22 protein-coding genes and 1 tRNA gene are annotated in these 25,720 nt (G+C 62.6%); 17 read left to right on the top strand and 6 right to left on the bottom strand.

Annotated features, from left to right (window positions below; all coding sequences use genetic code 11):
* Nucleotides 1–231 precede the first annotated feature (231 nt).
* The 7 genes from AC0C6X_RS03075 (at nt 232) to AC0C6X_RS03045 (ending at nt 9,739) form a co-directional block, all read left to right on the top strand.
* A complete protein-coding gene (locus tag AC0C6X_RS03075; protein WP_173515427.1) occupies nt 232–1,392 on the top strand; it encodes an AI-2E family transporter in 1,161 nt (386 codons plus the stop codon).
* Between the two features lie 341 nt (nt 1,393–1,733).
* Complete coding sequence (gene kdpF / locus AC0C6X_RS03070; RefSeq protein WP_057248082.1) at nt 1,734–1,820, top strand: K(+)-transporting ATPase subunit F; 87 nt, start codon at nt 1,734–1,736, stop codon at nt 1,818–1,820.
* 85 nt (nt 1,821–1,905) lie between these two features.
* Nucleotides 1,906–3,615 carry a potassium-transporting ATPase subunit KdpA gene (kdpA, locus tag AC0C6X_RS03065; RefSeq protein WP_472951893.1) on the top strand — a complete coding sequence of 570 codons (1,710 nt, stop codon included), beginning with the start codon at nt 1,906–1,908 and terminating at the stop codon, nt 3,613–3,615.
* Between the two features lie 13 nt (nt 3,616–3,628).
* Nucleotides 3,629–5,746 carry a potassium-transporting ATPase subunit KdpB gene (gene kdpB, locus AC0C6X_RS03060; protein WP_173515429.1) on the top strand — a complete coding sequence of 706 codons (2,118 nt, stop codon included), beginning with the start codon at nt 3,629–3,631 and terminating at the stop codon, nt 5,744–5,746.
* Nucleotides 5,747–5,748: 2 nt separating this feature from the next.
* The gene (gene kdpC / locus AC0C6X_RS03055) at nt 5,749–6,318 is read left to right on the top strand and encodes a potassium-transporting ATPase subunit KdpC (protein WP_472951891.1); all 570 of its coding nucleotides are present in this window, start codon (nt 5,749–5,751) and stop codon (nt 6,316–6,318) included.
* Between the two features lie 35 nt (nt 6,319–6,353).
* Nucleotides 6,354–9,050, top strand: coding sequence for a DUF4118 domain-containing protein (locus AC0C6X_RS03050; RefSeq protein ID WP_472951889.1), 2,697 nt, complete (start codon nt 6,354–6,356; stop codon nt 9,048–9,050).
* Nucleotides 9,047–9,739 carry a response regulator gene (locus AC0C6X_RS03045; protein WP_247958170.1) on the top strand — a complete coding sequence of 231 codons (693 nt, stop codon included), beginning with the start codon at nt 9,047–9,049 and terminating at the stop codon, nt 9,737–9,739. Before AC0C6X_RS03050 ends, AC0C6X_RS03045 begins: the two co-directional genes overlap by 4 nt.
* Before the next feature lie 33 nt (nt 9,740–9,772).
* Here the strand turns inward: AC0C6X_RS03045 and AC0C6X_RS03040 are convergent, their stop codons facing one another.
* Both AC0C6X_RS03040 and ampC read right to left on the bottom strand, forming a co-directional pair.
* Entirely contained in the window at nt 9,773–11,050 is a 1,278-nt protein-coding gene (locus AC0C6X_RS03040) for an alpha/beta hydrolase (protein WP_173515433.1), read from the bottom strand.
* A gap of 187 nt (nt 11,051–11,237) precedes the next feature.
* Nucleotides 11,238–12,401, bottom strand: coding sequence for a class C beta-lactamase (ampC, locus tag AC0C6X_RS03035; RefSeq protein WP_472951886.1), 1,164 nt, complete (start codon nt 12,399–12,401; stop codon nt 11,238–11,240).
* A 530-nt stretch (nt 12,402–12,931) separates the two neighbouring features.
* Between ampC and AC0C6X_RS03030 the strand changes: the two genes are divergently transcribed.
* Together AC0C6X_RS03030 and AC0C6X_RS03025 are read left to right on the top strand one after the other, a co-directional pair.
* On the top strand, nt 12,932–13,183 hold the full coding sequence (locus AC0C6X_RS03030; RefSeq protein WP_065372299.1) for a glycine zipper 2TM domain-containing protein: 252 nt from the start codon (nt 12,932–12,934) through the stop codon (nt 13,181–13,183).
* 17 nt (nt 13,184–13,200) lie between these two features.
* Entirely contained in the window at nt 13,201–13,551 is a 351-nt protein-coding gene (locus tag AC0C6X_RS03025; protein WP_432704668.1) for an EF-hand domain-containing protein, read from the top strand.
* Between the two features lie 116 nt (nt 13,552–13,667).
* On the opposite strand, the gene AC0C6X_RS03020 is transcribed toward AC0C6X_RS03025, so the two are convergent.
* Nucleotides 13,668–14,360 (bottom strand): methyltransferase domain-containing protein, encoded by a 693-nt coding sequence (locus AC0C6X_RS03020; protein WP_173515436.1) that lies wholly within the window; start codon nt 14,358–14,360, stop codon nt 13,668–13,670.
* A gap of 355 nt (nt 14,361–14,715) precedes the next feature.
* On the opposite strand from AC0C6X_RS03020, the gene AC0C6X_RS03015 reads away from it, so the two are divergent.
* The 3 genes from AC0C6X_RS03015 to AC0C6X_RS03005 all read left to right on the top strand — a co-directional run bounded on the left by AC0C6X_RS03015 (nt 14,716) and on the right by AC0C6X_RS03005 (nt 16,729).
* Complete coding sequence (locus AC0C6X_RS03015) at nt 14,716–15,450, top strand: thermonuclease family protein (protein ID WP_472951882.1); 735 nt, start codon at nt 14,716–14,718, stop codon at nt 15,448–15,450.
* Between the two features lie 43 nt (nt 15,451–15,493).
* Entirely contained in the window at nt 15,494–15,739 is a 246-nt protein-coding gene (locus AC0C6X_RS03010; RefSeq protein WP_173515437.1) for a hypothetical protein, read from the top strand.
* A gap of 462 nt (nt 15,740–16,201) precedes the next feature.
* The gene (locus tag AC0C6X_RS03005) at nt 16,202–16,729 is read left to right on the top strand and encodes a hypothetical protein (RefSeq protein WP_173515438.1); all 528 of its coding nucleotides are present in this window, start codon (nt 16,202–16,204) and stop codon (nt 16,727–16,729) included.
* A gap of 67 nt (nt 16,730–16,796) precedes the next feature.
* On the opposite strand, the gene AC0C6X_RS03000 is transcribed toward AC0C6X_RS03005, so the two are convergent.
* Together AC0C6X_RS03000 and AC0C6X_RS02995 are read right to left on the bottom strand one after the other, a co-directional pair.
* A tRNA-Thr gene (locus AC0C6X_RS03000) sits at nt 16,797–16,872 on the bottom strand.
* Between the two features lie 76 nt (nt 16,873–16,948).
* Complete coding sequence (locus tag AC0C6X_RS02995; RefSeq protein WP_173515489.1) at nt 16,949–17,959, bottom strand: NAD(P)H-dependent flavin oxidoreductase; 1,011 nt, start codon at nt 17,957–17,959, stop codon at nt 16,949–16,951.
* 341 nt (nt 17,960–18,300) lie between these two features.
* On the opposite strand from AC0C6X_RS02995, the gene AC0C6X_RS02990 reads away from it, so the two are divergent.
* Entirely contained in the window at nt 18,301–19,503 is a 1,203-nt protein-coding gene (locus tag AC0C6X_RS02990) for a biotin transporter BioY (RefSeq protein WP_173515490.1), read from the top strand.
* Between the two features lie 108 nt (nt 19,504–19,611).
* On the opposite strand, the gene ppk2 is transcribed toward AC0C6X_RS02990, so the two are convergent.
* A complete protein-coding gene (ppk2, locus tag AC0C6X_RS02985; RefSeq protein WP_472951879.1) occupies nt 19,612–20,505 on the bottom strand; it encodes a polyphosphate kinase 2 in 894 nt (297 codons plus the stop codon).
* 252 nt (nt 20,506–20,757) lie between these two features.
* Between ppk2 and phoR the strand changes: the two genes are divergently transcribed.
* The 4 genes from phoR to AC0C6X_RS02965 all read left to right on the top strand — a co-directional run.
* Nucleotides 20,758–22,005 carry a phosphate regulon sensor histidine kinase PhoR gene (gene phoR, locus AC0C6X_RS02980; RefSeq protein WP_472951877.1) on the top strand — a complete coding sequence of 416 codons (1,248 nt, stop codon included), beginning with the start codon at nt 20,758–20,760 and terminating at the stop codon, nt 22,003–22,005.
* 195 nt (nt 22,006–22,200) lie between these two features.
* Nucleotides 22,201–23,235 carry a substrate-binding domain-containing protein gene (locus AC0C6X_RS02975; RefSeq protein ID WP_472951874.1) on the top strand — a complete coding sequence of 345 codons (1,035 nt, stop codon included), beginning with the start codon at nt 22,201–22,203 and terminating at the stop codon, nt 23,233–23,235.
* 97 nt (nt 23,236–23,332) lie between these two features.
* Nucleotides 23,333–24,817, top strand: coding sequence for a phosphate ABC transporter permease subunit PstC (gene pstC, locus AC0C6X_RS02970; RefSeq protein ID WP_472951872.1), 1,485 nt, complete (start codon nt 23,333–23,335; stop codon nt 24,815–24,817).
* The coding region (locus AC0C6X_RS02965; RefSeq protein WP_472951869.1) for a DUF3333 domain-containing protein at nt 24,814–25,720 on the top strand (907 nt) is incomplete at its 3' end. The genes pstC and AC0C6X_RS02965, both read left to right, overlap by 4 nt.

The following is a 25,720-nucleotide window of genomic DNA, read 5'->3' as shown; positions in this document are numbered from 1 at the left end:
CCGCCGGTAGCGTCGCTTGTGGCCCTGAAACTACCGTAAAGCAGGGGCAAAGCGGCGACGCGGGGCGTTACTGCATGTTTCCTTTAATCCTAGCCGATTAGAGGGGAGAAACATGCAGCCCTCAAAGTGCTGCAGCGACCTTTGCGCGTCTTCATAAGACGGGCGGCGCTGAAGGTAGGCTGTCAAGGCCGTGGGTTTGTTGTAAGCTCGTCGAAGGACGGAGGATCATTGGTGCAATTGGGCAATCGCGAACGAGAGAATTTTCCTGTCGAGCCGAGGCTCCTCGGGCACACAGCCATTTCGCGCCATGCCCTCGTCGGCCCCATGACCGCTGCCCGCTGGATGCTGGTCTTCGTCCTCCTTGCCGGCGTCTATTTCTTCCACGGTTTCGTGGTGCCCGTGCTGGCGGCCGTCGTCATCGGTTTTGCCAGCTGGCCGATCTATCGCCGGCTGCTCGCCGCCGTGAACGGTAACCGCACGCTGGCCGCAACCATCGCCATCGTCTGCGTCATTTCCTTCATCGTGGTGCCGATCTCGATCGCCGCCGTCTATGCGGTCGATGAAGTGCGCGACTGGGTTGTCTGGGCGGTCGAGACCAATGCCAATGGTGCACTGGTGCCCGCCTGGCTGACCAGCATTCCGATTGCCGGCGTCTGGCTCGGTGAACAGTGGGTGAAGCATATCGGTCATCCCGGCGCCCTCGGCGAGCTCGTTCAGCTCGTCAGCGGCTCCAACATCGGCAACATCTACCGGGGCGTTCTGGTCGTCGGTGCCTCGACGTTCCACGCCTTCCTGACGCTGCTCTTCATGCTGATCACGCTGTTCTTCGTCTACCGCGACGGGCAGTCCTTCTCCGGCCAGCTCGACCGCCTTGGCGAGCGCATCTTCCCGATGCGCTGGGAGAGGCTGTCGCGCGTCGTGCCGCTGACGATTAGCTCGACGGTCACAGGCATGGGCATCATCGCGATCGGCGAGGGCATCGTGCTCGGCGTCGCCTACTGGCTGGCCGGCGTTCCGTCGCCGGTCACGCTTGGCATCATCACCGGCCTGATGGCCCTGGTCCCCGGCGGCGCGCCGCTCTGCTTCACGCTGGTTTCGGTCTACCTCGTCGCCAGCGGTTCGCCGATTCACGGCGTCGCGCTGCTTGCCTGGGGCACGACCGAGCTCTTCATCGTCGACAAGACGCTGCGCCCGCGCCTCGTCGGCGGGCCGATCAAGCTTCCCTTCCTGCCAACCTTCTTCGGTCTCGTCGGTGGCGTGAAGACCATGGGCTTCCTCGGCCTCTTCGTCGGCCCGGTGCTGATGGCGCTGTTGGTCGCGATCTGGCGCGAGTGGATGCGCGAAGTCACCACGTCGCCCGAAGCGACCGTAAATCACATCGTCAAGGGTTAAGGCCCCCGAGGATGGCCAGAGGCCGCCGCGCGCAGCCGTATCGCGCGATCCGTCGTTTCATTGATGCCGTGAGATGATCCGATCTCCCGCGAAAGCGTGGTCGCGCACGGAAAGCCGCCTCACACGGTTCTTGGCAGGCTTCAGCGGGCGTCTTTATCTTTTCCTTACGCGCCCTTCCGACCATCGCAATCGATAATTGACCTGCAGCGGATGCAAGATCCGGACCTCAACAGTCCGGAGAATTTGCATGTCCGATGTTCTTTTCCTCGCCGCCGGCATCGGCGGCTTTGTCGTGTTTGCGCTTTATGCGCGCGCGCTGAGCCGCCTCTAGGGAGGGCGCCATGTTCGAAGCCCTGATCGGTCTCGCCGTCGCCGTCGCGCTTGCGGCCTACCTCGTCGTCACCCTCGTTCGCCCGGAACGGTTCTGACTCCGGTCGAAGGTTTGGTTCGGGTCAACCCTTTCAGGGCCCGGATCGCCCTTTGCACCGCACATTTCCTGAGCGGAGAAATCCCATGTCTATCATCGGGTGGCTGCAGATCAGCCTCCTCTTCATCGCCGTCCTGATCGTCATCAAGCCGCTGGGGCTTTACATGGCGCGGGTCTTCTCCGGCGAGCGCAACGTCTTTTCGCCCATCCTCGGCCCCGCCGAGCGCGGTCTCTATCTCGCCGCCGGCGTCGACCCGAACAAGGAGCAGGGCTGGCTCGCCTATACGATGTCGATGCTCGCCTTCAGTCTTGCCGGCTTCGCATCGCTCTTTGCGGTCCTAAGATTGCAGGCCTACCTGCCGATGAACCCGCAGGGCTTCGCCGGCATGCCGTCCGACCTCGCCTTCAACACGGCGGTCAGCTTCGTCACCAACACCAACTGGCAGAACTATGGCGGCGAAACCACGCTCAGCCACTTCAGCCAGATGGCCGGGCTCACGGTGCATAACTTCGTCTCCGCCGCGACCGGCATCGCCATGGCGCTCGCCGTCACGCGCGCTTTTGCCCGCTCGAACGCGGCGACCGTCGGCAATTTCTGGGTCGATCTCACTCGCTCGACCCTCTACGTGCTGCTGCCGATCGCCGTGGTCATGGCCCTCGCCATGGTCTGGACCGGTCTGCCGCAGACCTTCCATGCCGACCTCAGCGCAACGACGCTCGAGGGCGCCAAGCAGACGATCTCGCTCGGCCCGGTCGCAAGCCAGGAAGCGATCAAGCAGCTCGGCACCAACGGCGGCGGCTTCTTCAACGTCAATGCCGCGCATCCGTTCGAGAACCCGACGGCGCTCTCCAACTACCTCAACATCTTCTCGATGCTGTCGATCTCGGCGGCGCTGGTCTACACCTTCGGCCAGATGGTCGGTAACCGCCGCCAAGGCTGGGCCTTCATCGCCGTTACCGCGGTCCTGCTGATATCAGGCGTAGCGGTCGTCTACTGGGCGGAAGCCCAGGGCAACCCAATCCTGACCGCGCTCGGTCTCGATGCCGCGCAAGGCAATATGGAAGGCAAGGAAGTCCGCTTCGGCCAGGCGATGACCGCGCTTTATGCGGCTGTCACGACCGGCCTGTCGGATGGCGGCGTCAACGGCATGCACGGTTCGCTGACTGGCCTCGGCGGCCTCGTGCCGATGTTCCTGATGCAGCTCGGCGAAGTCCTGCCCGGCGGCGTCGGCTCCGGTCTCTACGGTATGGTCGTCTTTGCGATCCTCGCCGTCTTCGTTGCCGGCCTGATGGTCGGCCGTACGCCGGAGCTGCTCGGCAAGAAGATCGAAGCCCGCGAGATGAAATATGCGATGTTCGCGGTCCTCATCCTGCCGGTGACGATCCTCGGCTTCACGGCCGTCTCGGCAATGTTGCCGTTCGCCGTGGCGAGCGTCGGCACTGCGGGTCCGCACGGCCTGTCGGAAATCCTCTATGGCTTCACATCGGCAGCCGGTAACAACGGCTCGGCCTTCGGCGGGCTCACCGGCAACACGCCCTGGTACAACACCACGCTTGGGTTCGCGATGCTGCTCGGCCGCTTTGCCTATGCGGTTCCCGTCATGGCGATTGCCGGCTCGATCGCCGTCAAGACGCGCGTGCCGGCCTCCAAGGGCACCTTCCCGACCGACACGCCGCTATTCGTCGGCCTGCTCGTCGGCATCATCCTCATTCTCGGCGGGCTGCAGTTCTTCCCGGCGCTCGCTCTCGGTCCCATCGTCGAGCATTTCTCAATGCTTGCCGGCCAGACCTTCTAAAGGAATTCGACACATGTCTTCCAAACCAGTCGCTCCTAGTCTTCTGGATCCGGCGATCCTTCTGCCGGCGGTCAAGGCGGCCTTCGTCAAGCTCGACCCGCGCCAGCTCGTGCGCAATCCGGTGATCTTCGTCACCGAGGTGGTTGCCGCCGTGGTCACCGGCCTCTTTGTCCGCGATCTTATGACCGGCACCGGCAGCCCGCCCTTCTCCGGGCAGATCGCCGCCTGGCTGTGGTTCACCGTGCTTTTCGCCACCTTCGCCGAAGCCGTCGCCGAAGGGCGCGGAAAGGCCCAGGCCGACAGTCTGCGGCGCACCAAGTCCGAGCTGACGGCGCGCAAGCTCGTATCGGCCGAGGGCCGCGAAACCCAGTCGATCCCGGCGACCTCGCTGAAGGTCGGCGACCTCGTACTGGTCGAGGCCGGCGAACTGATCCCCGGCGATGGCGAGGTCATCGAAGGCGTCGCCTCCGTCAATGAAAGCGCCATCACCGGTGAATCCGCGCCCGTTATCCGCGAATCCGGCGGCGACCGTTCGGCCGTCACCGGCGGCACGCAGGTTCTGTCCGACTGGATCAAGGTCCGCATCGGCGTCGCGCCCGGCAACACTTTCGTCGACCGCATGATCGCGCTGATCGAAGGCGCACAGCGCCAGAAGACCCCGAACGAGATTGCGCTGTCGATCCTGCTTTCGGGCCTGACGCTGATCTTCCTCGTCGCCGTCGTCACCCTTTGGGGCCTTGCCGGCTACTCCGGCACCGTGCTCTCGGTCACCGTGCTTGCGGCCCTGCTCGTGACGCTGATCCCGACCACCATCGGCGGCTTGCTTTCGGCGATCGGCATCGCCGGCATGGACCGACTGGTTCGCTTCAACGTCATCGCCACCTCCGGCCGTGCGGTGGAGGCTGCCGGCGACGTCGATACGCTGCTGCTCGACAAGACGGGCACGATCACCTTCGGCAACCGCATGGCCGCCGACTTCATGCCGGTTCCCGGCGTCAGCGAGGCGGAACTCGCCGATGCGGCGCTGCTCGCCAGCCTTGCCGACGAGACGCCGGAGGGCCGCTCGATCGCGGCGCTTGCGACCGGTGAGTTCGGTCGCCAGGCGCCGGCCGTTTCGCTGCCCGATGCAGGCAAGGGTGAGGTCGTGGCGCTTGCCGTCGGCGGTGGCGCAAGCCAGGTGGGCGCAACCCGGATCGATGCGGTCATCCCCTTCGCCGCGGAAACGAGGCTCTCGGGCGTCGATTTCGGTGGCCGTCGGCTGCGCAAGGGCGCCGTCGATTCGATCCTGAAGTTTACCGGCATCCGCGACGAGAATGTGCCGAGCGAGTTTCGTCGCGCGGTCGACCAGGTGGCGCGCACTGGCGGTACGCCGCTCGCCGTTGCCGACGGTCCGCGCCTGCTCGGCGTCATTCATCTGAAGGACGTGGTGAAGCCCGGCATCAAGGAACGCTTCGCAGCCCTTCGTGCCATGGGCATCCGCACCGTGATGGTGACCGGCGACAACCCGGTGACGGCTGCCGCCATTGCCTCCGAAGCCGGCGTTGACGATTTCCTCGCCGAAGCGACGCCCGAGGACAAACTCGCCTATATCCGCAAGGAGCAACAGGGCGGCCGCCTGATCGCCATGTGCGGCGACGGCACCAATGACGCGCCGGCGCTTGCCCAGGCCGATGTCGGCGTCGCCATGCAGACCGGCACGCAGGCCGCGCGCGAGGCCGCCAACATGGTGGACCTCGATTCGAGCCCCACAAAGCTCATCGAGATCGTCGAGATCGGCAAGCAGCTCTTGATGACTCGCGGCTCGCTAACGACCTTCTCCATCGCCAACGACGTGGCGAAGTACTTCGCCATCATCCCGGCGCTGTTCATCACCACCTATCCGGCGCTGGCCGCGCTCAACGTCATGGGCCTCGGCTCGCCCCAATCGGCGATCCTGTCGGCAGTCATCTTCAATGCGCTGATCATCGTGGCGCTGATCCCTCTGGCGCTGAAAGGCGTCACGTATCGTCCGGTCGGTGCCGCGGCGCTCTTGCGCCGGAACCTGCTCGTATACGGTCTCGGCGGCATCCTTCTGCCCTTCGCAGGCATCAAGCTCGTCGATCTCGCCGTCAACGCACTCAATCTGGTGTAACCATGCTGAACCAAGTTCGTCCCGCCATAGTCATGATCGTGCTGCTCACCGCCATCACCGGGCTTGCCTACCCCTTCGCCATCACCGGCGCCGCGCAGGTGCTGATGCCGCTACAGGCAAACGGCAGCCTCATCGAGAAGGACGGTACCCTGATCGGTTCCAGGCTGATCGGCCAGAACTTCACCTCCGACAGGTACTTCTGGCCGCGCCCGTCTGCGACCGGCCCGGAGGCCTATAATGCCGGCGCATCGAGCGGCTCCAACCTCGGCACGACTTCGGTCAAGCTGAGGGATCGCGTTGCCACCGACGTCGAACGCCTGAAGACCGCCGGCTTTGCCGGCGAGATCCCCGCAGACGCGGTGACAACATCGGGTTCCGGCCTCGACCCGCATGTCACGCCGGCCTTTGCCCGGGCGCAGATCGCCCGCGTCGCCAATGCGCGCGGCCTCAGCGAGGCGGATGTCACCGCGTTGGTCGAAAGGGCGACGGAAGGTCGTCTGTTCGGGATCGTAGGCGAGCCGCGCATCAATGTGCTAGAACTGAACCTGGCCCTCGATGCGCCTCGAACATGAGGCCAAGGCTTGTGAACGCATGCCCGAGATGACGAATGCCCGACAGTCAACGTGACGCCAAAAGTCGCCCGGACCCAGACGCACTTCTGGCCCTTGCCGCGCAGGATCGCCGGGGAAAACTGACGGTTTTCCTTGGCGCCGCGCCCGGCGTCGGCAAGACCTATGCGATGCTGACCCGGGCCCGGCGTCTCAAGGAAGACGGCGTCGATATCGTCATCGGGCTGGTCGAAACCCACGGGCGCGGCGAGACCGCCGCCCTGATCGAGGGACTGGAAACCCTGCCGCGCCGCGATGTGAACCATCGCGGCCGAGTGCTTTCCGAATTCGACCTGGACGCGGCCCTTGCCCGACGTCCCAAGATCATCGTCGTCGACGAACTCGCCCACAGCAACCCCGCGGAAAGCCGTCATCCGAAGCGCTATCAGGATATTGAGGAACTGATTGCCGCGGGCATCGATGTCTGGACTGCACTGAACATCCAGCATCTCGAAAGCCTCTCCGATGTCGTCGCGCAGATCGCCGGCGTGCCGGTGCGCGAGCGGGTGCCGGATACGGTGCTGAAGCGCGCCGACGAGGTGCTGCTGGTCGATCTGCCGCCCGCCGAACTGATCGAGCGGCTGAAAGAGGGCAAGGTCTATCTGCCCGAGAGCGCCATGCGCGCGGTCGATCGCTTTTTCCGCCTCGGCAATCTGACGGCGTTGCGTGAACTGGCGCTCCGGCGTACGGCCGACCGGGTCGACGACCAGATGGTCGACTACCTCAAGCAGAACGCGATCGAAGGTGTGTGGGCGAGCGGCGAGCGCCTGCTTGTCTGCATCGGTCCCGATCCCCTGTCGGAAAAAGTGGTCCGCACCGCCAGCCGGCTCGCCGAGGGATTGAACGCCCCCTGGATCGTCGTCTTCATCGAACGTGCCGATCGTGAAAGCGGCGATGGCGAGGACGTGCGCCGGCTTGACGAGACCTTCCGTCTTGCCGAACAGCTCGGCGCCGAGACGCGCCGCATCGTCGGCAACGACTTCGTCGAGGAAATCCTGAAACTCGCGCGCCGCGAACATGCGACGCAGATCGTCATCGGCGCGCGCCGCCAATCCTTTCCGATGCGGTACTTCCGCCGGTCGCTCCCTGACGCCTTGGCAGAGCGGGTATCGGGCATCGGCATCCACCTCGTGACCGACCGCGAGCCGGCGGCGCCGAAGCCGCGGCCGGCCGCGAAGAAGTCTCTGCCGCCCGGGACCGGGCGCGCCATCGCCATTGCCGCCGGCGAGGTGGCGGCTGCAACGGCCCTCGGCCTCTTGATCGAACGCTTCATCATCCTGCCGAACATCTCGCTGCTCTATCTGCTCGCCGTGCTGGCGTCGGCAACCTATGCCGGTCACATATCGGCGATCGCCGCGGCGCTGTTTTCGGTTCTGGCCTACAACTTCTTCTTTATCGAACCGGTCGGCACCTTCACCATTGCCGAGCCGCACGAGGTCTTCGCGCTGTTCATCTTCCTGGTGGCCGCCGCCCTTGCCGGGAGCCTCGCCTCTCGGGTGCGCGAACAAGCAAAGGCCGCGCGCCGGCGCGCCGCCGCGACCCAGGCGCTTTACGATTTTTCTCGCAAGCTTTCGGGCACTGCCAAGGTGGACGATGTGCTTTGGGCGGCGGTGACGCAGATGCAGACGACGCTGCGACGCAGCGCTGCGCTACTGTTGCCAGAGGAGGGGGACCTGCAGCTGAAGGCCGCCTGGCCACCGGACACGGAGCTGGACGTCACCGATATCATGGCCGCGCGCTGGGCGATGGATAAGCAGGAACCGGCCGGCAACGGTACCGGAACGCTGCCGAACAGCCCGTTTCACTTCCGCCCGCTGATGAGCCCGCACGGCGTTGTCGGCGTCTGCGGCTTCGTCCAGGAGGACAAGCCGCTGGAGATCAACGAGGAGCGAGCACTGGCGGCAATCCTCGACCAGACGGCGATCGCCGTCGACCGGGCACGCCTGTCGCGCGAAAGCCTGGACCAGGCGGCGAAGCTCGAAGGCGAACGCTTTCGTGCGGCCCTCCTGTCGTCCATTTCGCATGACCTCAGGACGCCGCTTGCCACCATCACCGGAGCCGTCACCAGCCTGCGGCAACTCGGCGACCGCATGTCGCCGGAAAGCCGTGACGATTTGCTGAAATCGATCGAGGAGGAGGGCGAACGCCTGACGCGGTTCGTCGCCAATCTGCTCGACATGACCCGCATCGAGGCCGGCACGGTCAACGCCAAGCGCGACTGGGTCGATGTCGCCGACGCAGTTCGCGCTGCCGTCGATCGTGCCCGCAAGTATTTTCCCGAGCGCGATATCGAGACCAGCATCGCACCGGATCTTCCCTTGATGCGCGGCGACAGCGTGCTTCTCGGGCAGGTGCTGTTCAACCTGCTCGACAACGCCAACAAATATGGCGGCGACGAACCGGTCAGCATCTATGCCCGCCCGGACGGCGACGAAATCGTGCTGTCGGTGACGGATCTCGGCAAGGGCATTGCGCCGAAGGATCTCGAGCAGGTCTTCGAAAAATTCTTCCGCCGCGGCAAGGTGGATGGCCGCACGCCGGGGACGGGGCTGGGGCTTTCGATCGCCAAGGGCTTCGTCGAGGCCATGGGCGGCCAGATCAAGGCGGAAAGCCCGGCGCTGCGCCGCCGCGGCACGCGCATTTCCATGCGCTTCCCCGCCGCCAAGCCTGAAATCTCCGAAAAGGACCGTGCATGAGCGTGGAGCGTATCCTCGTCGTCGACGACGAACCCCAGATCCAGCGTTTCCTGAAACCCGCATTGAGCGCCGCCGGCTATGACATTCTGGAAGCGATGACTGGCGCCGAGGCGCTGAAGGCGGCGGCGACGAGCGCACCCGATGTCGTCATCCTCGATCTCGGCCTGCCGGACATGGACGGCAAGGAGGTCATCGCGAACTTGCGCGGCTGGTCGCAGGTGCCGATCATCATCCTCTCGGCACGCGACCGGGAGAGTGAAAAGATCGCCGCGCTCGATCTCGGCGCCGATGACTACATCGAAAAGCCCTTCGGCATCGGCGAATTGACCGCGCGCATCCGCGCGGCTCTCCGCCATCGGGTGCAAATGGACGGCGGCCAGACACAACTCTCCGCCGACGGCGTGTCGATCGACACGATCAAGCGCGTGGTGACGAAGGATGGCGAGCCAGTGCGCCTGACGCCGAAGGAATATGACCTGCTGGTCATGTTGGCGCACCATGCCGGCCGCGTCGTCACCCACAGGACGCTTCTAACGTCGGTCTGGGGCGTCGCGCACGGGGAGGACCTGCATTATCTGCGCGTCTTCATCGGCCAGTTGCGCGGCAAGATTGAGCGCGACGCGGCCGACCCGAAGATCATCCGCACCGAGCCGGGTGTCGGCTATCGCTTCGTCGGCGACGACGGTTAACAGCAGGCTGCCGGCAAGCGGCAGCCGCGACCATCACTTGATCTTTACCGGCGTCGGCATGTCGGTCGCGAGCGTTTCGCCGACGACTTTCTTCTTCTTGGGCGTCGGCTGCGGATTCTCGAGGATCGATACCGGGGCCGATACGGTGACTGCCGCGACATTGCCGACGTTTCTGGCCGTGCCGGCAACGACCGCTGCGATGCCGGTTCCGACGGAAATATCGGAATCGGTGAGTGTCTGCCCGGTTGCCAGCCGGGTACCGATGAGTTGGACGATCTGCGGGCTTTCCGCGAACTTTCCGTGGTGCAGGCCGTCCTCGGTCTTGACCTTGGTCAGGTCGATCGCGGTGATGCCGGCCCGTTCCAGTTGGGTGCGATAGGGCTCGGCAGACGGATCGATCGCGCCGAGGCGGGAAACGTCGCCGGAAATGAAGCTGGAGAGCGCCAGCGCGCGATCGTCCTGCGAAACGAAGATCGTGAATTTCGGTCGCTTCTGGCCCATCTCGACGAACTGCTTGGCGAAGACGTCGAGATCGATGTCGGGCGAAGCGAGGATGACGTTTTCGATCTTGGAGGGCACATTGCCGTCGCGGATGCCCATTTGCCTGAGCGTTTCCATGGTCAGCCAGGTGCCCATCGAATGCGCGAGGATGGTGATGCCTTTGACTTTGGGCGCGTCGGCGAGCTTTTTCAGGATGTCTTCAAGGGCTGAGCGCGAATAGTTCGTGCTCTCCTTGTCGTAATTGTAATCGAACACATTGGCTCGCGACGGCCAGGTAAACAGCACCGGCGTCGCCTGGACGTCGGAGTCGTGGATGATCTGCGCAAGCCGGTAGACGGAATCCTCGTAGCGGTTGTTGAAGCCGTGCACGAAGACGAAGGCCTGTCCGCCGACATCGTGCTGCTGGAACCAGGACTTGGCTTCATCAAGCGACGTGAGTTCGCGAACGCGTGTGACCGTGAAATCCTTCTTGGGATCCGGCGGCAGCTTGCGTGGCCATTGCACCGTGCCGGCCTTGCGCGCCGTGTCCGGCGGGATCGACACCGCAACGTCGGTCAGGAAGGTGTTTGCGTCACGCTCGCCGGAAAACAGCGTTGCCGGATCGCCGGAGGGCTGGCGCGTGGTCGCGACGAGCATGTCGACGGTCGAGGTCCCGGGTACCGGCGCGGTCAGCGTCACCGGTGCCATCACGCCTTTGGCATGACCGCCGCAACCGGCAAGCAATGCCAAGGCCGCCACGACGAAGATCGCCCGTCCTCCCCGTGCACGCACGTGCTGCAGCGAACCTTGAAACCCCACCCACTCGAACATAGCATCCCCAATACGCCTGAACTTCGCTGCATCTGATCGCGCTTTTGCGAAACGCAGATGACAACACCCGGCGCTAATATGCAAGCGGGTGCGATTGAAGTTTCGCCGCTGGGTTGTTGATGAATGCAGGTACTCGTTGTTGCAAGTTGCCGCAACAAGGGGCTGCCTTTGATGGATGCTTCGCCGCCTATTCCGCCAGAGTGGCCACCGTCTTCAGAATCGCATGCACCGCCTTGATGCGCTCCGGATTCGGGAAGTTCCGGTTCGCCAGCATGACGACGCCGATCTTCTTTTCCGGCACGAAGGCGACATAACCGCCGAAGCCGTTGGTGGATCCGGTCTTGTTGTAAAGCGTCGCATCATCGGGACGCTTCGGAGGAACCAACGCCGTCACCGGCTTGGCATCCAGGGCCATGGTTCGGGAGTTGCCGTCGAGCAGCCGCTCGAGCGAAACCGGGTAGGGATACTGTTCCCAGCCGAGGCCTTGAATCATCTTGCCGGTATCGAAGTAGCCGATATGCGTTCCCTCTATCGCCTGGCGAACGGGTCCGTCGAATTTCTCCGGCCGGATATTGGCGTCGACAAAGCGGATCATGTCTGCCGCGGACGATTTCACGCCGTAGGCTTCGGCGTCGAACATGCCCGGGCTGACCCGGATCGGCTTGTCGGCCTTGCCGTAGCCCCAGGCGTAGCTGCCCATCGCGCTGGCCGGCACGGTGACATAGCTGTGCTTGAGGTCGAGTTTGGGAAATAGCTCTGTCTCCAAAGCGTTGGCGAAGCTGCCGCCCATCGCCAGGCCGGTGGCATGGCCGAAGAGGCCGATGCTCGGGTTGGAGTAGCGACGCTTCTTCCCTGGCTCGGCGTCTGGTTTCCAGTTGCTGAAGTAAGTCAGCATGTCGCCGTCGCCCTTGACCTGATCGGGGAACTGCAAGGGCAGGCCGCCGGCCGTATAGGTGGCGAGATTGAGGAGGGTCGCCTTGTCGATGGCGCTGCCGCGGAGCTCGGGCATGTACTGGCCGGGATGGTCTTCGAAGGACAGCTTGCCGAGCGCCTGCGCATAGGAGGCGAGCGTGCCGGCAAAGGTCTTGCTGATCGAGCCGAGCTCGAACAGCGTGTCCTCCGTAACCGGCGCCTTCGTTTCCTTGGACGCGACGCCGTAGTTGACGAAGGTGTGCTGGCCGTCAACGGTCACTGCAATCGCCATGCCCGGCACATTGTATTCGCGCATGATCGGTCGGATCGCCTTGTCCACGGCGGCGGCAATCCGGGCCTGCTCGCCGTTCCCGGCGAAGGCGGTCGCGGCGAACGAAAAGAGGATTGTAGTAGTAAGCCCTAATTTGATTGTCGTCATTCTATCCATTGCGTGTACTCTCTCTTGCGAGGCAGGGATGCCCATGCTTGGCCCGGCCCAGGTCCATCGGGCGAAAGTCCATCGAGCCAGCCTGCTGATTGGGCCTTCGACCAAAGCTCGTCCGGAGATATGCGGGTGAAAGCACTGAACCTCAGCCAGGGGCAAGCCAGACCTAGACCGCGCATCGCCACGCCACAAACGACGATATCTCGCAGGAGATATAAATAAATCTAGGGCTAAGGGGCATTCCTTTGTTGAGTGCAGTGCCCCGATCGCGTCAGGGGTTATTTGCGACACAAAGCTAATACCACGCGCAACATTGTCATTGCTGGCCGCTCGGGGTAGTATTCGCCCGCCGTTTGGAGGTCTTCGTCTCCGGACCGTGTGTTTTATTCGTGAGCTGCTTCTGATTGAACAGAAGAGTCTCTCCCATCCGGGGAGCATACTCGGAAGCTATTTGCATTCGACGCCACTCAATGGCGCCTCCGCCCGATCTCTATTCCAGAAAGACGGCCATATTGGAGGATAAAATGAGCAAGCAGACCGTAACCATCATTCTCGCCGGCGCTCTAGCCTTGTCGGGGTGCCAATCTGCCTACGTGTCGAAGAGCGGTTCGACTGGCAACGAATTCGGCTGCATTGCCGGAACGGTCGGCGGCGCAATCGTCGGCGGCCTGATCGGCTCGACGATCGGTTCAGGTACTGGCCAGCTCTGGGCTGTTGGCGGCGGTGCTACGTTGGGCGCTGCGGCCGGCAATGCTCTGACGTGCCGCTACTATTGATCGCGGAAGGGTGAGGGATGAGAAAACTCGTTCTTTTGGGTGTGCTTGTGGTCTGTCCGGCTGGTCTCGCTGTGGCGCAGCAAGCTGCAACAATGAGCCAGGGGCAGATGGATGCGCTCGATCGCAACAAGGACGGTGCGGTCGACCGGTCCGAATACGAGGCCTTCATGACGACGGCCTTCGTCAATCTGGACAGGAACAAGGACGGCAACCTCACCTCCGACGAGACGAAGCAGGCGCTGAATGCCCAGCAGTTTGCCGCCACCGACGCAAGCGGCGACGGCAAGATCACCCGCAACGAATTTCTGGACCGGGTGATGGCGGACTTCAAGACGGCGGATCGAAGCGGCGACGGCAATCTGAAGTAGCGCTTCTCGACTGGCGCCGCGACGCGCAAAGGGTGCCTGCGCGTTCGGACGAGCGGCCGGCTGCCGGTTGCCCGGCGGCGGAGCTCGTCCAGAACCGGGAGATCGGATCGCGGTGATCAGCCGAGCGGGATCGCCTCGATCACGAACACCCAGATCGGGCCGCCGCCCTTTTGATGGGCCGGCCTGATCACCTTCGTCACGGCATACTTGCCCTCACCGAACTCCAGGACGGCGTAAGGAAGAACCTTGGGGTCGATGCCGAAGGGATCCAGCGTGCTGACGCTTGCCGGTGCGTGTCCGAGCGTGTGCTCGACGAGGAGCTTCCCTCCATCCGCCAGTTGGCCCACCCAGGTCGTGAAAGCCTTTTGCGGGTCGTGGGCGTGATCGTGGGAATTCGTGTAGACGAAGTCGAAGGCTTTCTTCCAATCCGGATTTTCGTCATGGAAATCCCACTGGGTGAGCCCGAACCGGGACGCCGTGTCCGAGATATCCGTGCCGATGACGTCGATTCCGAGGCGATCCGCGAACCATTTGACCTCGGTGCCATTCCTGGAACCGTGGCAGAGGCCCCGCTTCGCATTTGGGATGGCCTTGCGAACATAGTCACAGATCACGTCGATCGTCGCCTCGTCGGCCCAGACCTGGTCGATCTTGCGCTTGTTTCCCTCCGTTTGAACCGAGACATACTGCTCGTAGCTTGAATACTGCATCAGGCGGTAGTCGCCTCGATAGTCCTCGCCACCACCGTGCGAGACGGAGTAGCCCCGCTTGCGCAGGAAGTTCCGAGCGAGCTGCTCAACAAAGTTCATGTCGGTTCGTCGCCTCTCCGTTGAGGATGGATGAACCCCGACTAATTCAACTTTCGCTCAGATTCAATCGGTGCGGATACAGGAACGGCGTTGGGCTGGTTTCGCGACATGCTGGAACTAGATGAAGAGTCAGACGCCTGTCCAACCCACCCAGGTGAAACGCTGGGTGCCCAATACTTCATATTGCTTTGTTTGTTCAGCAGCGTGCACGTTCATGCTTCCCCCATGCTGCACAACCATGAGGGGGATGCTCTCACAGCGCAAGTTGTCGTCAAGCCTTATTTAGTCTTCTCTAAATTTTAACGTGTGTTATCGTCTGGCGCAGATCTGCAGTTTTGGTTTGAGGGGACCAGATATGCGCGAGCCATACCGGTTAAGTCGCCGAGCTTTGGTGCTCGGCCCACTTCTGCTTTTACTTCCAAATGATGCCGAGGCGCGCCGTCGTGGCAGGCTATGGGGAGGTGGTGGAAGTAGCTCGCCCTTCTCGCTGCTGATAAGTGGCGTGATAGTTTGCGCGATAGTTGTCGCCAAATCCATCTTTCGCAAAGATCTGCCTTCAAAAGGGACAGGCACGCCGCGGGCGTCGCATGAGGCCGTGGGGACGTCCGCCAAATTCAATCCGACCAAGCGCACGGCGTCGCCGAGAAGGGGTTTATCGCCATGGGTGCTTGTATTGCCTCTCGCTGGCATCGTGATAGGTGGAGCCTACGGCTGGGCGACCGTGCCGCCGGAAGACACCATTTCCGCATCCTTCCCCCTGTGCGCATCGGGCGCGCGGACAACGTGCGTCGTGAATGGTGATACGTTCTGGCTCGACGGTATAAAGTACCGGATCTCTGACATAGACACGCCTGAGATTAGCGAGCCACGTTGCGCCGAAGAGAAGGCGCTGGGTGAGCAGGCCACGATCCGTCTACAAGCGCTTCTCAATGCCGGCGCATTCGGTCTCAAAGCGGGGATGCGTGACGAGGATAAATACGGCCAGAAACTGCGCGAAGTCTACCGCGGCGGTCAATCGCTCGGCGCCCAGCTCGTCGACGAGGGGCTTGCGCACCGTTGGATTGGGTTCAAGCAGTCGTGGTGCGGCTGAAACGGAGACTGGGAGATCCTGGAGGAAACCGAAGGAGGGGCAGATGTCGAAATACGAGGGGCTTACGTTGCAGCTTGCCAGAGAACGGCTGAGAGAGATTATTCTCTCCTTCGGAGAGATCGAAGTGGCCATAGGCGATCAGCTGCCGAAGAGCGCCCGTCTCCCACAATTTTGGGAGAACCCAAAGAACCCTAAGCACATCCAAGGCGTGAAAAAAGCCGTAAGGGAAGCGGCTTTCAAAAGCTTCCTGTTGGCCGGCCAGGACAAGGTGCGTTTCGTTCGCGATTGACCGCGGGCGATTCAGGAAAAACACCCGGGTGGCGTCATCGCCTCAACGGACGCGATCTCCTGATCCGTCAGCGGTTGGCCGTTCTCCCAGACGAACCTCATGGCGCCCAGGTAATACGACGCCTCCAGCGTATCGCCGACCCGCTTGATCGGGCGACCCGGATAGAGTTCGTTCTAACGCCGACGAGCGGCTTCGAGTTCGGCTTCACCTTTAGACATGCCCCTTATGTGGGGCGACCGCAGGCAACAAAAAAGGCCGGATGAATCCGACCTTCCAACAACCGGTAGCGGGTGGTTTCTCCGATGGGCCTTTTTCAAACCCATTAGGGCGCATCAAGCTTTGTCATCACTTGACGCGGGCCAGACGCTACCGGCAAAAAGTATTATACGCCTCCCATCTCTCATTGCCAAACTCTTTCAACTCGAAAGCCTCCCTACAGCGGGAAAACGCTCGGGCAACGCCATGCCTATCGACGAGAATTGGCTGCAGGAGGCTTTGGACTATAGGCTGCGCGAACTCGCTGCGAATATCATCCGCGTTGTTCGAGGTGCCGGACGTCCAGACGATATAATCGACCAGTGCAACGAAGTCCTGAAGGCCGCAATCGAGTATCACGATAAGACCCAGCGATTCGTCTCGGATCAGTCGGTGGCAATGGCTCTACACCTGAAGCCCGAACAAATACGCGACTACGAGTCTTTCGAGGGGCAGCGCCAGCTCGCGCTGCGTAAGATGGTCAAGGGACCGCTGCAGGTGACCGCCTCGCGTCTTCTTGATCAACGAACCCAGGAAAACCGGGGAGAATCCGAGATATTCGAGGCTTATCGGGATCTCGAACACCTCTATCAAGTGCTACGAAAGCAGCGGGAAGCCGAATTGAGGGCAGCACGAGCAAAGCCGGCGCCCAGACGCAAGCCGGCAAAGAGAAAGACCGCGAGGGTAAAACGACGTGACGAGGAAGGCTGGCAGCGAAAAGAGAAAGGTGGCTAAAAAGGTGGATTGAGAAAACTGGTAATGGTCTAACGATTTGAAATCGTTGTGTTTTCCAGAAGAAGAATGGTGCCGCTTACGTGACTCGAACACGTGACCCCATCATTACGAATGATGTGCTCTACCGACTGAGCTAAAGCGGCCCGGAGGCGGTTCCGCAGCAGACCGCGGAACGAATGTGAGGCGCTGATAAACGCAAAGCGTCAAGATTTCAAGCCATCAGTTTCGAGAACTTGAAAATTCCTTGTTGGTGGCTGCGACAGGCATGGCGTTCAGGCCAAGGCGGGTGCGTGCCGCGTCGTATTCGCGCTCGAGCCGATCAACGAGACGGGCGACGGAGGTCACTTCCTTGACTGCGCCGATGCCCTGGCCGCAGCCCCAGATGTCCTTCCAGGCCTTGGCCCCTTCGGTCGCGGCGCCGAAGTCCATCTTCGACGGGTCCGCCTCCGGCAGATTGTCCGGATCCATGCCGGCAGCGGCGATCGACGGCTTGAGGTAGTTGCCGTGAATGCCTGTGAAGTAATTGGAATAGACGATGTCGGTGGCGTTGCTGTCGACGATCATCTGCTTGTAGGCGTCGGTGGCGCGCGCCTCTTCCGTCGCGATGAACGGCGAGCCGATATAGGCCATGTCGGCACCCATCGCCTGCGCCGCCAGGATGGCGCCGCCGGTGGCGATTGCGCCCGAGAGGAGCAGCGGCCCGTCGAACCACGAGCGGATCTCCTGGACGAGCGCAAACGGGGAAAGCGTGCCGGCATGCCCGCCGGCACCGGCGGCAACCGCGATCAGGCCGTCGGCGCCCTTGCGGATCGCCGAATTGGCGTGGCGGTTGTTGATGACGTCATGCAGCACGATGCCGCCATAGGAATGGATAGCGGCGTTGACCTCGGGCACGGCGCCGAGCGAGGAGATCACGACGGGAACCTTGTACTTGATGCAGAGCATCAGGTCCTGCTCGAGCCGCGCATTGGACTTGTGCACGATCTGGTTGACGGCGAAGGGTGCTGCGCGCCGCGTCGGGTTCCTGGCGTCGTGATCGGCGAGCGTCTCGGTGATCTCGGCGAGCCATTCGTCGAGTTGCGATTGCGGGCGCGCGTTGAGCGCCGGGAAGGCGCCGATCACGCCGGCCTTGCATTGCGCAATCGTCAACTGCGGATTCGAGATGATGAACAGAGGGGCGCCAACGACAGGCAGTCTCGTCGTTCCGGAAAGAATTGGCGGAAGCGGCATCGGTTTCTCCATCCCTCGATTGGCGCATCAAATTTTTGACGTTTGCGTAAACGTCAAAATAGATAGCAGCAAGTTCGTCGCTTGCAAAGAGGTGGTTTTCGCGCTGGCGGCGCGGGCCTATCCTTGCGAACGCCCGCGAAGTTGTCGCGTTTTCCCCGGGCTTGGTCGGTCGACTTGGCCGCCGGACTTGCGGATTCCGAAAGCAGCGGTTACGCAATTGTTAACAAAACCAACGGCGTGCCTCCAGATTTAACCGTTGGGGCCCTTGGGGACAGTTCGAGGGGCCGATCGGCCGGAGTGCGCCGGCAGGCCCAAAGCCCTGCCTACACAGAGGACTTGATGTGAGCGGACTTGAGACTGCAATCAGAAACGCGCTGGAGCGCTCCGACCGCGCCAGCGCGGAAACACGTGCCCGCATCTACCAGTCGGCCCGTCAGGCGCTGGAAGCCGGATTGCAGAAGCAGGGAATTGACGACGTCAACGTCATCGCCCAGCAGCGCCATCGGCTGGAGGCGGTGATCCATGCGATCGAAACGGAGGAGCGGGCGGCCCTGCGGGCACGGCCGCCGGTGCCTCCCGCCGCCACTCCGCCCGTCACCAGCGTCGACGAAAATGTCCGCGCACGCGGACCGGAGCAGCCGCGTGTCGAGCCGCAATCCCGGCCTCAAACCCAACCACAGTCTCCTCAGGCGGATCGCCGCGAGCCTGGCTTTGCGGCCGATGCGCCCCGTTCCACGGCGGGAGACGGTGGTCTCGGTGGACTTCGCGCCGAACGTGACGGCCCGGTCGTTTCGACGCATGCGGCTGCAGATACAATGGCAAAGGGCGCGGAGGTCACCGCCGCCGCGCCGGAAGTTCGCGGCGATACCGATCGAAGGCGGCGCCGCAAGCGCAGCCGCTTCCTGTCGTTCACCATGGTCGTCGTCACCCTCGCCGCCGCCGCGGGTGCTGCCGCCTGGTGGGTGCAGACCAATGACCTCCTGAAATCCGCGGCCGAACGCGACACCAACGTCGCCAATCCGCCGGCGTCGGTGGCATCGGAAGATTTCGACGGGGCGGCGGGTCTGCAAACTCTCGGCGCTCAGCAGGGCTTCACCGGCGATTGGGTGGAGGTTTTCGCGCCGACAAACGCCGGCGCGGTCACAGCCGGCTCACGCGCCAAGGCCGAACCGGTGGATGACGATGGCGGCAAGCGTATCCAGCTCACCTCTTCTTCCGCCGAAACGGAAGGCGACATCACCATCGAGATCCCGGCGGCAGTCCTGGCGCAGCTTTCCGGTAAAACCTCGACTATGGCGCTGACAGTGCAGGCGCAGCCGGGCAAGACGACCGAGTTCGCCGTCGAGTGCAATTTCTCTTCGCTCGGCGAATGCGGCCGTCATCGCTTCACGGTGCATGACGAGCGGCTCGACATGCTGTTCAAGATCACCTTCGATCGCAGCCTTGCGCCGAATTCCGCCGGCCGGATCGTGATCAACAGCGATATCAGCGGCGAAGGCAAGAGCCTCAACCTTTACGCCATTCGCGTTCTTCCGGGCCAATAAGCTTCCCCGGTCGAGGGCCCTGGGGCGCCTACGAACCGCTGGGCGCCGGACGGGCGACCGTTTTCGCCGCCCATCCGGGCATGGCGTCCGGTCACCGACGTTTGAGCGCTACTTCAGAAAGCCCGGGCCGGATCCGACGATCTTGTCGTCGACCTCGCCGATCGCGCCCTTGTCCTTGCCGTCATAGTCGAGCGCGCAAAGGATATGGCGGATGAGATTGAGACGTGCGCGCCGCTTGTCGTTGCCGCGCACCACAGTCCAGGGTGCGTGGTCGGTGTGCGTTGCCTTCAGCATCTCGTCACGCTTTGCCGTGTAGTCGTCCCATTTGTTGAGGGCGGCGATGTCCATCGGTGAGAGCTTCCAGATCTTCAGCGGATCGTGGCGGCGATCGTGGAAGCGCTTGAGCTGCATCTCGCGGCCGATGTTGATCCAGAATTTGAAGAACTGGATATCCTCATGCACGATCATCTTCTCGAAGCGGGGCACCTGCTTCAGGAACTGCTTGTGCTGCTCGGGCGTGCAGAAGCCCATGACCGGCTCGACGCCGGCGCGGTTGTACCAGGAACGGTCGAACAGCACGAATTCGCCTGCCGTCGGCATGGTCGCGACATAGCGCTGGAAATACCATTGCCCGTGTTCGGTCTCCGTCGGCTTCGTCAGCGCTACGATACGGGCCCAGCGCGGGTTCAGGTTATCCATCGTCGCATGGATCGCGCCGCCCTTGCCGGCAGCGTCGCGGCCCTCGAACAGCGCCATGATGCGTTTTCCGGTCTTCTGCTGCCAGAGCTGAACCTTGACGAGTTCGATCTGGAGTTTCTCCAGCGTCGCCAGATATTCTTCCTCGTCGAGTTTCTTCTTGTAGGGATAGTCGTCGGAAGAGAAGGCCGCGTCGTCGATCCACTTCGGCAACTCGGGATTGTCGATGTCGAAGATGCGGCTCTTGCCGCCGATCTGCAACTCCACTGCGCGGCTTTCCGCCTTTTCCGTCTCCGCTAACGCCATCTGCTCGCCCCTTCGGCCTGGCGCACGGCTCCGAAAACCGGCTTCGATCATCGGCGGGATCATGCGCGTTTTCAAACTCTCGGAGCTCCGGACAGCGCCGAAAAGACGCGGTGCCCGGGGCTCGATTTCCTTGGAGGAGGCCACAATTGCATTGCGGATTCAAGCCGGTCGTGAAAATCATGTCATGAAGGATCGCTATTCCTCGGCCATTTTGGTCCGGGAGTAGAGAAAGTGATTCATGAGGATGTCGCGGTGGACGGTTCGAAAGCGTTCTGGCGGGACCTGGTTCCGCGGCTGAAAGCAGAGCGCTGGCTGCTGAGCCTTACTCTGCTGCTGGCAATCCTTGCGACCATCGCCGGCATCCACTTTCTCATCGTTTTGCCGTTTTGGATCGTTCTGGTTGCAGCTTTGCTGAATCGTAGCGCGCCGGCCTCGGTGATCTTGAGCCCCACCAAGGCTGTGGTTGCGGCTGGCCCGACCAGCGATCCGCTGGCGCCCGCGCTGAATGCGCTCGACATGCCGGTGCTGGTGGTGGCCGCCGACGAGACGGTGGTCTTCCAGAACATCGCTGCGGAAAAGGCCTTCGGCACCATACCGCCAAACACCTATCTGGCCGCAAAGGTGCGCTCGCCGGGCATTCTCGACATGGTTCGCGAGACGATGGCGACCGGAAAGGCCAACCAGATCGAACATACCGAACGCTTGCCGTCGGATGCGGTCTATATCGTGCGCGTTGCACCGGCCGAGGTTCCCGGCGACGGGGCGGGCAGGCGGATATTCCTGCTGACCTACCGCGATATCTCGCAGGCACGCCGCATAGACCGCATGCGTTCGGACTTCGTCGCCAATGCCAGCCACGAGTTGCGCACGCCGCTGGCATCGCTGCGCGGTTTCATCGAGACCCTCCAGGGCCCGGCGCGCAACGACCTGAAGGCGCAGGAGAAATTCTTCGGCATCATGCACGAGCAGGTCACGCGCATGAGCCGCCTCGTCGATGATCTCCTGTCGCTTTCGCGACTGGAACTGCGCTCGCATATCGCGCCCGACGATCCGGTGGACCTCGCGCCCTTGCTTGGCCATGTCCGCGACAGCCTGCTGCCGTTGGCGAAGGACCTCGATGTCACGGTCTCTCTCGTGGTGCCGGACAGGCCCGTCGTCGTGCAGGGTGACCGCGACGAACTCATCGAGGTCTTCGAGAACCTGATCGAAAACGCCTGCAAGTATGGCCAGGAGGGCAAGAAGGTCGACATAATCCTGCGCGGCGGCGAAGAGGACGCCCAGGCGGAAGTGATCGTGAAGGACTACGGGCCGGGCATTCCCGCCGAGCATGTACCGCGCATTACCGAGCGGTTTTACCGGGTCAATGTCGAGGCCAGTCGATCGAAAAAGGGCACCGGATTGGGCCTCGCCATTGTCAAGCACATCCTCACCCGCCACCGTGCTCGGCTGCTGATCCATTCAGAGATCGGCAAAGGTACGACTTTTACGGTCCGGTTCTGACATATTGGCGCGGGAAAGCCTGGGTACGTTCATTTTATCTTAGTGTTTTCAATGACATGAGCTGTCATAAATGTTTCGTCAAACTGACATAAAAGGTGTGGCTATCGGCGGCTAACTAGGGGCAGCCGATAAGACGGCGAAGAGCGCTGCAACGCTTGGCGCACACCAACACAAGCCCATTCTGGGAGAACTTTTATGAAAGCTCTTAAACTCACTGTCGCGGCGCTGGTAGCGTCTGCCGCATTTGCCGGCGCAGCCGCCGCCCGTGACCAGGTTCAGGTCGCTGGTTCCTCGACCGTTCTTCCCTACGCTAAGATCGTCGCCGAGACGTTCGGCGAGACCTTCCCCGATTTCAAGACCCCGGTCGTTGAATCCGGCGGCTCCTCCGCCGGCCTGAAGGAATTCTGCAAGGGCGTCGGCCCGGACACCATCGACATCGCCAACTCCTCGCGCAAGATCAAGGACAAGGAAGTCGAGGCCTGCAAGGCCGCCGGCGTGACCGAAATCCAGGAAGTCAAGATCGGTTATGACGGCATCGTCTTCGCAACCGACGCCGGCAATGCCGACCTCGCCCTGAAGCCGGTCGATCTCTACAAGGCGCTCGCTGCTGAAGTCGTCATCGACGGCAAGATCGTTGCCAACCCCTACAAGAAGTGGTCGGAAGTCAACTCCGCGCTTCCGGACGTTGATATCGCCGCTTTCATCCCGGGCGAAAAGCACGGCACCCGCGAAGTCTTCGAAGAGAAGATCCTGGCTGCCGGTTGCAAGGATGCTGGCGCCGTTGACGTCATCAAGGCTGCCGTTGCCGATGAAAAGCAGCAGCACAGCAAGTGCGTCGCAGTCCGTAAGGACGGCATGGCCGTCGACATCGACGGCGACTACACCGAAACGCTCGCCCGTATCGCTGCCAACAAGAACGGCATCGGCGTCTTCGGCCTGTCCTTCTACGAAAACAACGCCGACAAGCTGAAGGTCGCGACCGTCAACGGCATCGTACCCTCGACCGAAACGATCGCTTCCGGCGAGTATCCGGTTTCCCGCCCGCTGTTCTTCTACGTCAAGAAGGCTCACCTCGGCGTCATTCCGGGCCTCAAGGAATATGTTGAGTTCTTCATCGACGACCAGATGATCGGCCCGGACGGCCCGCTCGCCGAGTACGGCCTGGTTGCTGCTCCGGACGCCGAGCGCGAAGAAATTCGCAAGGGCTTCGAAGCCGGCAACATGCTCTGATAACGACAAGCCCCGGCGCGACCTTTTTCGCGCCGGGGCATGCCTTCATTCGATTTGCCGGCGGCTCATGGACGGGCGATGCCGGGGAGACGTGCCGATGAGTACTTCGCTCCTTCTTTTGCTAATTGTTGTTATTGGTTTCATTGCCTATTTTGCCGGTCGCGCACGGTCGCTGGCGCAGTCTGGCGGCAAGCTCTCCAACCTCCATTCCTTGCCGGGCTACCACGGTAGCTACGTCGCCATCTGGGCGATGCTGCCAGCGGCGCTCGTTCTCGGCACCTGGCTGATTGCGGCACCCATCTATATCGACGGAAGCACGCGCGCCGCCCTGCCGGACACCGTCCAGAGTCAGGGCGCGGCCGCGGTTCAGCTCGCGCTCGGCCAGGTCAAATCCGTTGCCGGCGGCCTGCTGCGCTTGAGCGGCGAGGAGCTTTCGGCGCTCGAAAACGGTAGCGCCAATCTTCGCTCGACGCTCGCATCCAAGGGCGTTGCCCTTGCCGGCGAAGGCGAGCCCTACATGGTCACCGTCGCCCAGCATTTCAACGCGATGACCGTTGCCAATCGCTGGCTCATGACGGCCGCCGTTCTGCTGGTCGCAATCGCCGGCGGCATCTACGCCATCCGCAACGTCGCCACCCGCTTCCGCGCGCGCAACCAGGTCGAACGGGTCATTCTCGGCTCGCTGATCGTCGCATCTTCGATCGCCATCCTGACGACGGTCGGTATCGTTGCCTCGATGCTGTCGGAAGCCGGTCGCTTCTTCACCATGGTCTCGCCGTTCGAGTTCTTCTTCGGCACCGTTTGGGATCCGCGCTTCGCCGCTGCCGGCAGCGGTGGCGCCTCCGGCCAGTTCGGCCTTCTCCCGCTTCTCGCAGGCACGCTCTACATCGCCTTCGTCGCCATGCTGTTTGCGGTGCCGATCGGCCTTTTCGCGGCCATCTACATGGCGGAATATGCGAACCCGCGCTTGCGTTCGACCGCAAAGCCGCTGCTCGAAGTGCTCGCCGGCATCCCGACCATCGTCTACGGTTTCTTCGCGCTGGTGACCGTCGGTCCGTTCCTGCGTGACATCTCGGCGCAGCTGAACGGTCTTGCCACCGGCAACTACCAGAACTTCATCCAGGCGCAGAGCGTGGTCACCGCCGGCATCGTCATGGGCATCATGCTGATCCCGTTCGTGTCGTCGCTCTCCGACGACATCATCACCCAGGTGCCGCGCGCACTGCGTGACGGGTCGCTGGGTCTCGGCGCCACCCGCTCGGAAACGGTGAAGAAGGTCATCCTTCCGGCAGCCCTTCCGGGCATTGTCGGCGCGCTGCTTCTGACCGCGTCTCGCGCCGTCGGCGAAACGATGATCGTGGTGCTGGCGGCCGGTGTCGCCGCCCGCATGCAGATCAACCCCTTCGAGCCGATGACGACCGTGACCGTGAAGATCGTCAACCAGTTGACGGGCGACCTCGAGTTCACCTCGCCGCAGACGCTGGTCGCCTTCGCATTGGGCATCACGCTCTTCGTCATCACGCTCGGCCTCAACATTTACGCGCTCTACATCGTGCGCAAATACCGGGAACAGTACGAATGACCGACATCGCTTCCCCGACCGTCCGGATCTCCGCCCGTCCCGCATCCGCAAAGCGCGATATCGGCATCAAGCGCCGTTATGCCGCCGAGCGCCGGTTCCGCGCCTACGGCATTGTCGCCATCAGCATTGGTCTCTTCTTCCTGGCGCTGCTGCTGTGGACCGTCATTTCCAACGGCTACACCGCGTTCCAGCAGACGACGATCACGCTGCCGATCGAATTCACCGAAAAGGTCATCGACCCCAAAGGCGAACGCTCGACCGACGGCAAGGTGCTGATGACCGCCAACTATCCGCTGCTGGTGCGCGAGGCGCTCGTCAAGCAGCTCGGCATCGATGCGAGCAAGCGGCCGCTGGTCAAGCAGGCGACCGACATGGTCTCTGCAAGCTCCCGTACACTGCTGCGCGACCTGGTCGTGGCGGATCCGTCCATCATCGGCAAGACCGTTCCGGTGACCCTGCTGGCGGAAGCCAACATCGACTCCGCCTACAAGGGGCAGATCGACCTCAGGGTCGAAGAGAGCAAGCGCAAGGTCAAGGACCAGCAGGTCACCTGGATGAACCAGCTTGCCGAGGCCGGCATCCTGAAAAAGAGCTTCAACACCGGCATCTTCACCTTCGGCGCATCCAGCCGTCCTGAAGCGGCGGGCGTCGGCGTTGCCGCCCTCGGCTCGTTCTACATGATGCTGATCGTGCTCGTGCTGTCGCTGCCGATCGGCGTTGCCGCCTCGATCTATCTCGAAGAGTTCGCGCCGAAGAACCGGCTCACCGACCTGATCGAGGTCAACATCAACAACCTCGCGGCCGTTCCGTCGATCGTCTACGGTCTGTTGGGCCTCGCCGTATTCATCAACTTTGCCGGCATGCCGCGTTCGGCGGCCGTCGTCGGCGGCTTCGTGCTGACAC

This window comes from Ensifer sp. VA4 (genome assembly GCF_055710065.1).
Note: the sequence above shows the minus strand (reverse complement) of the source record. Positions and strands in the feature narration are given on the sequence as shown.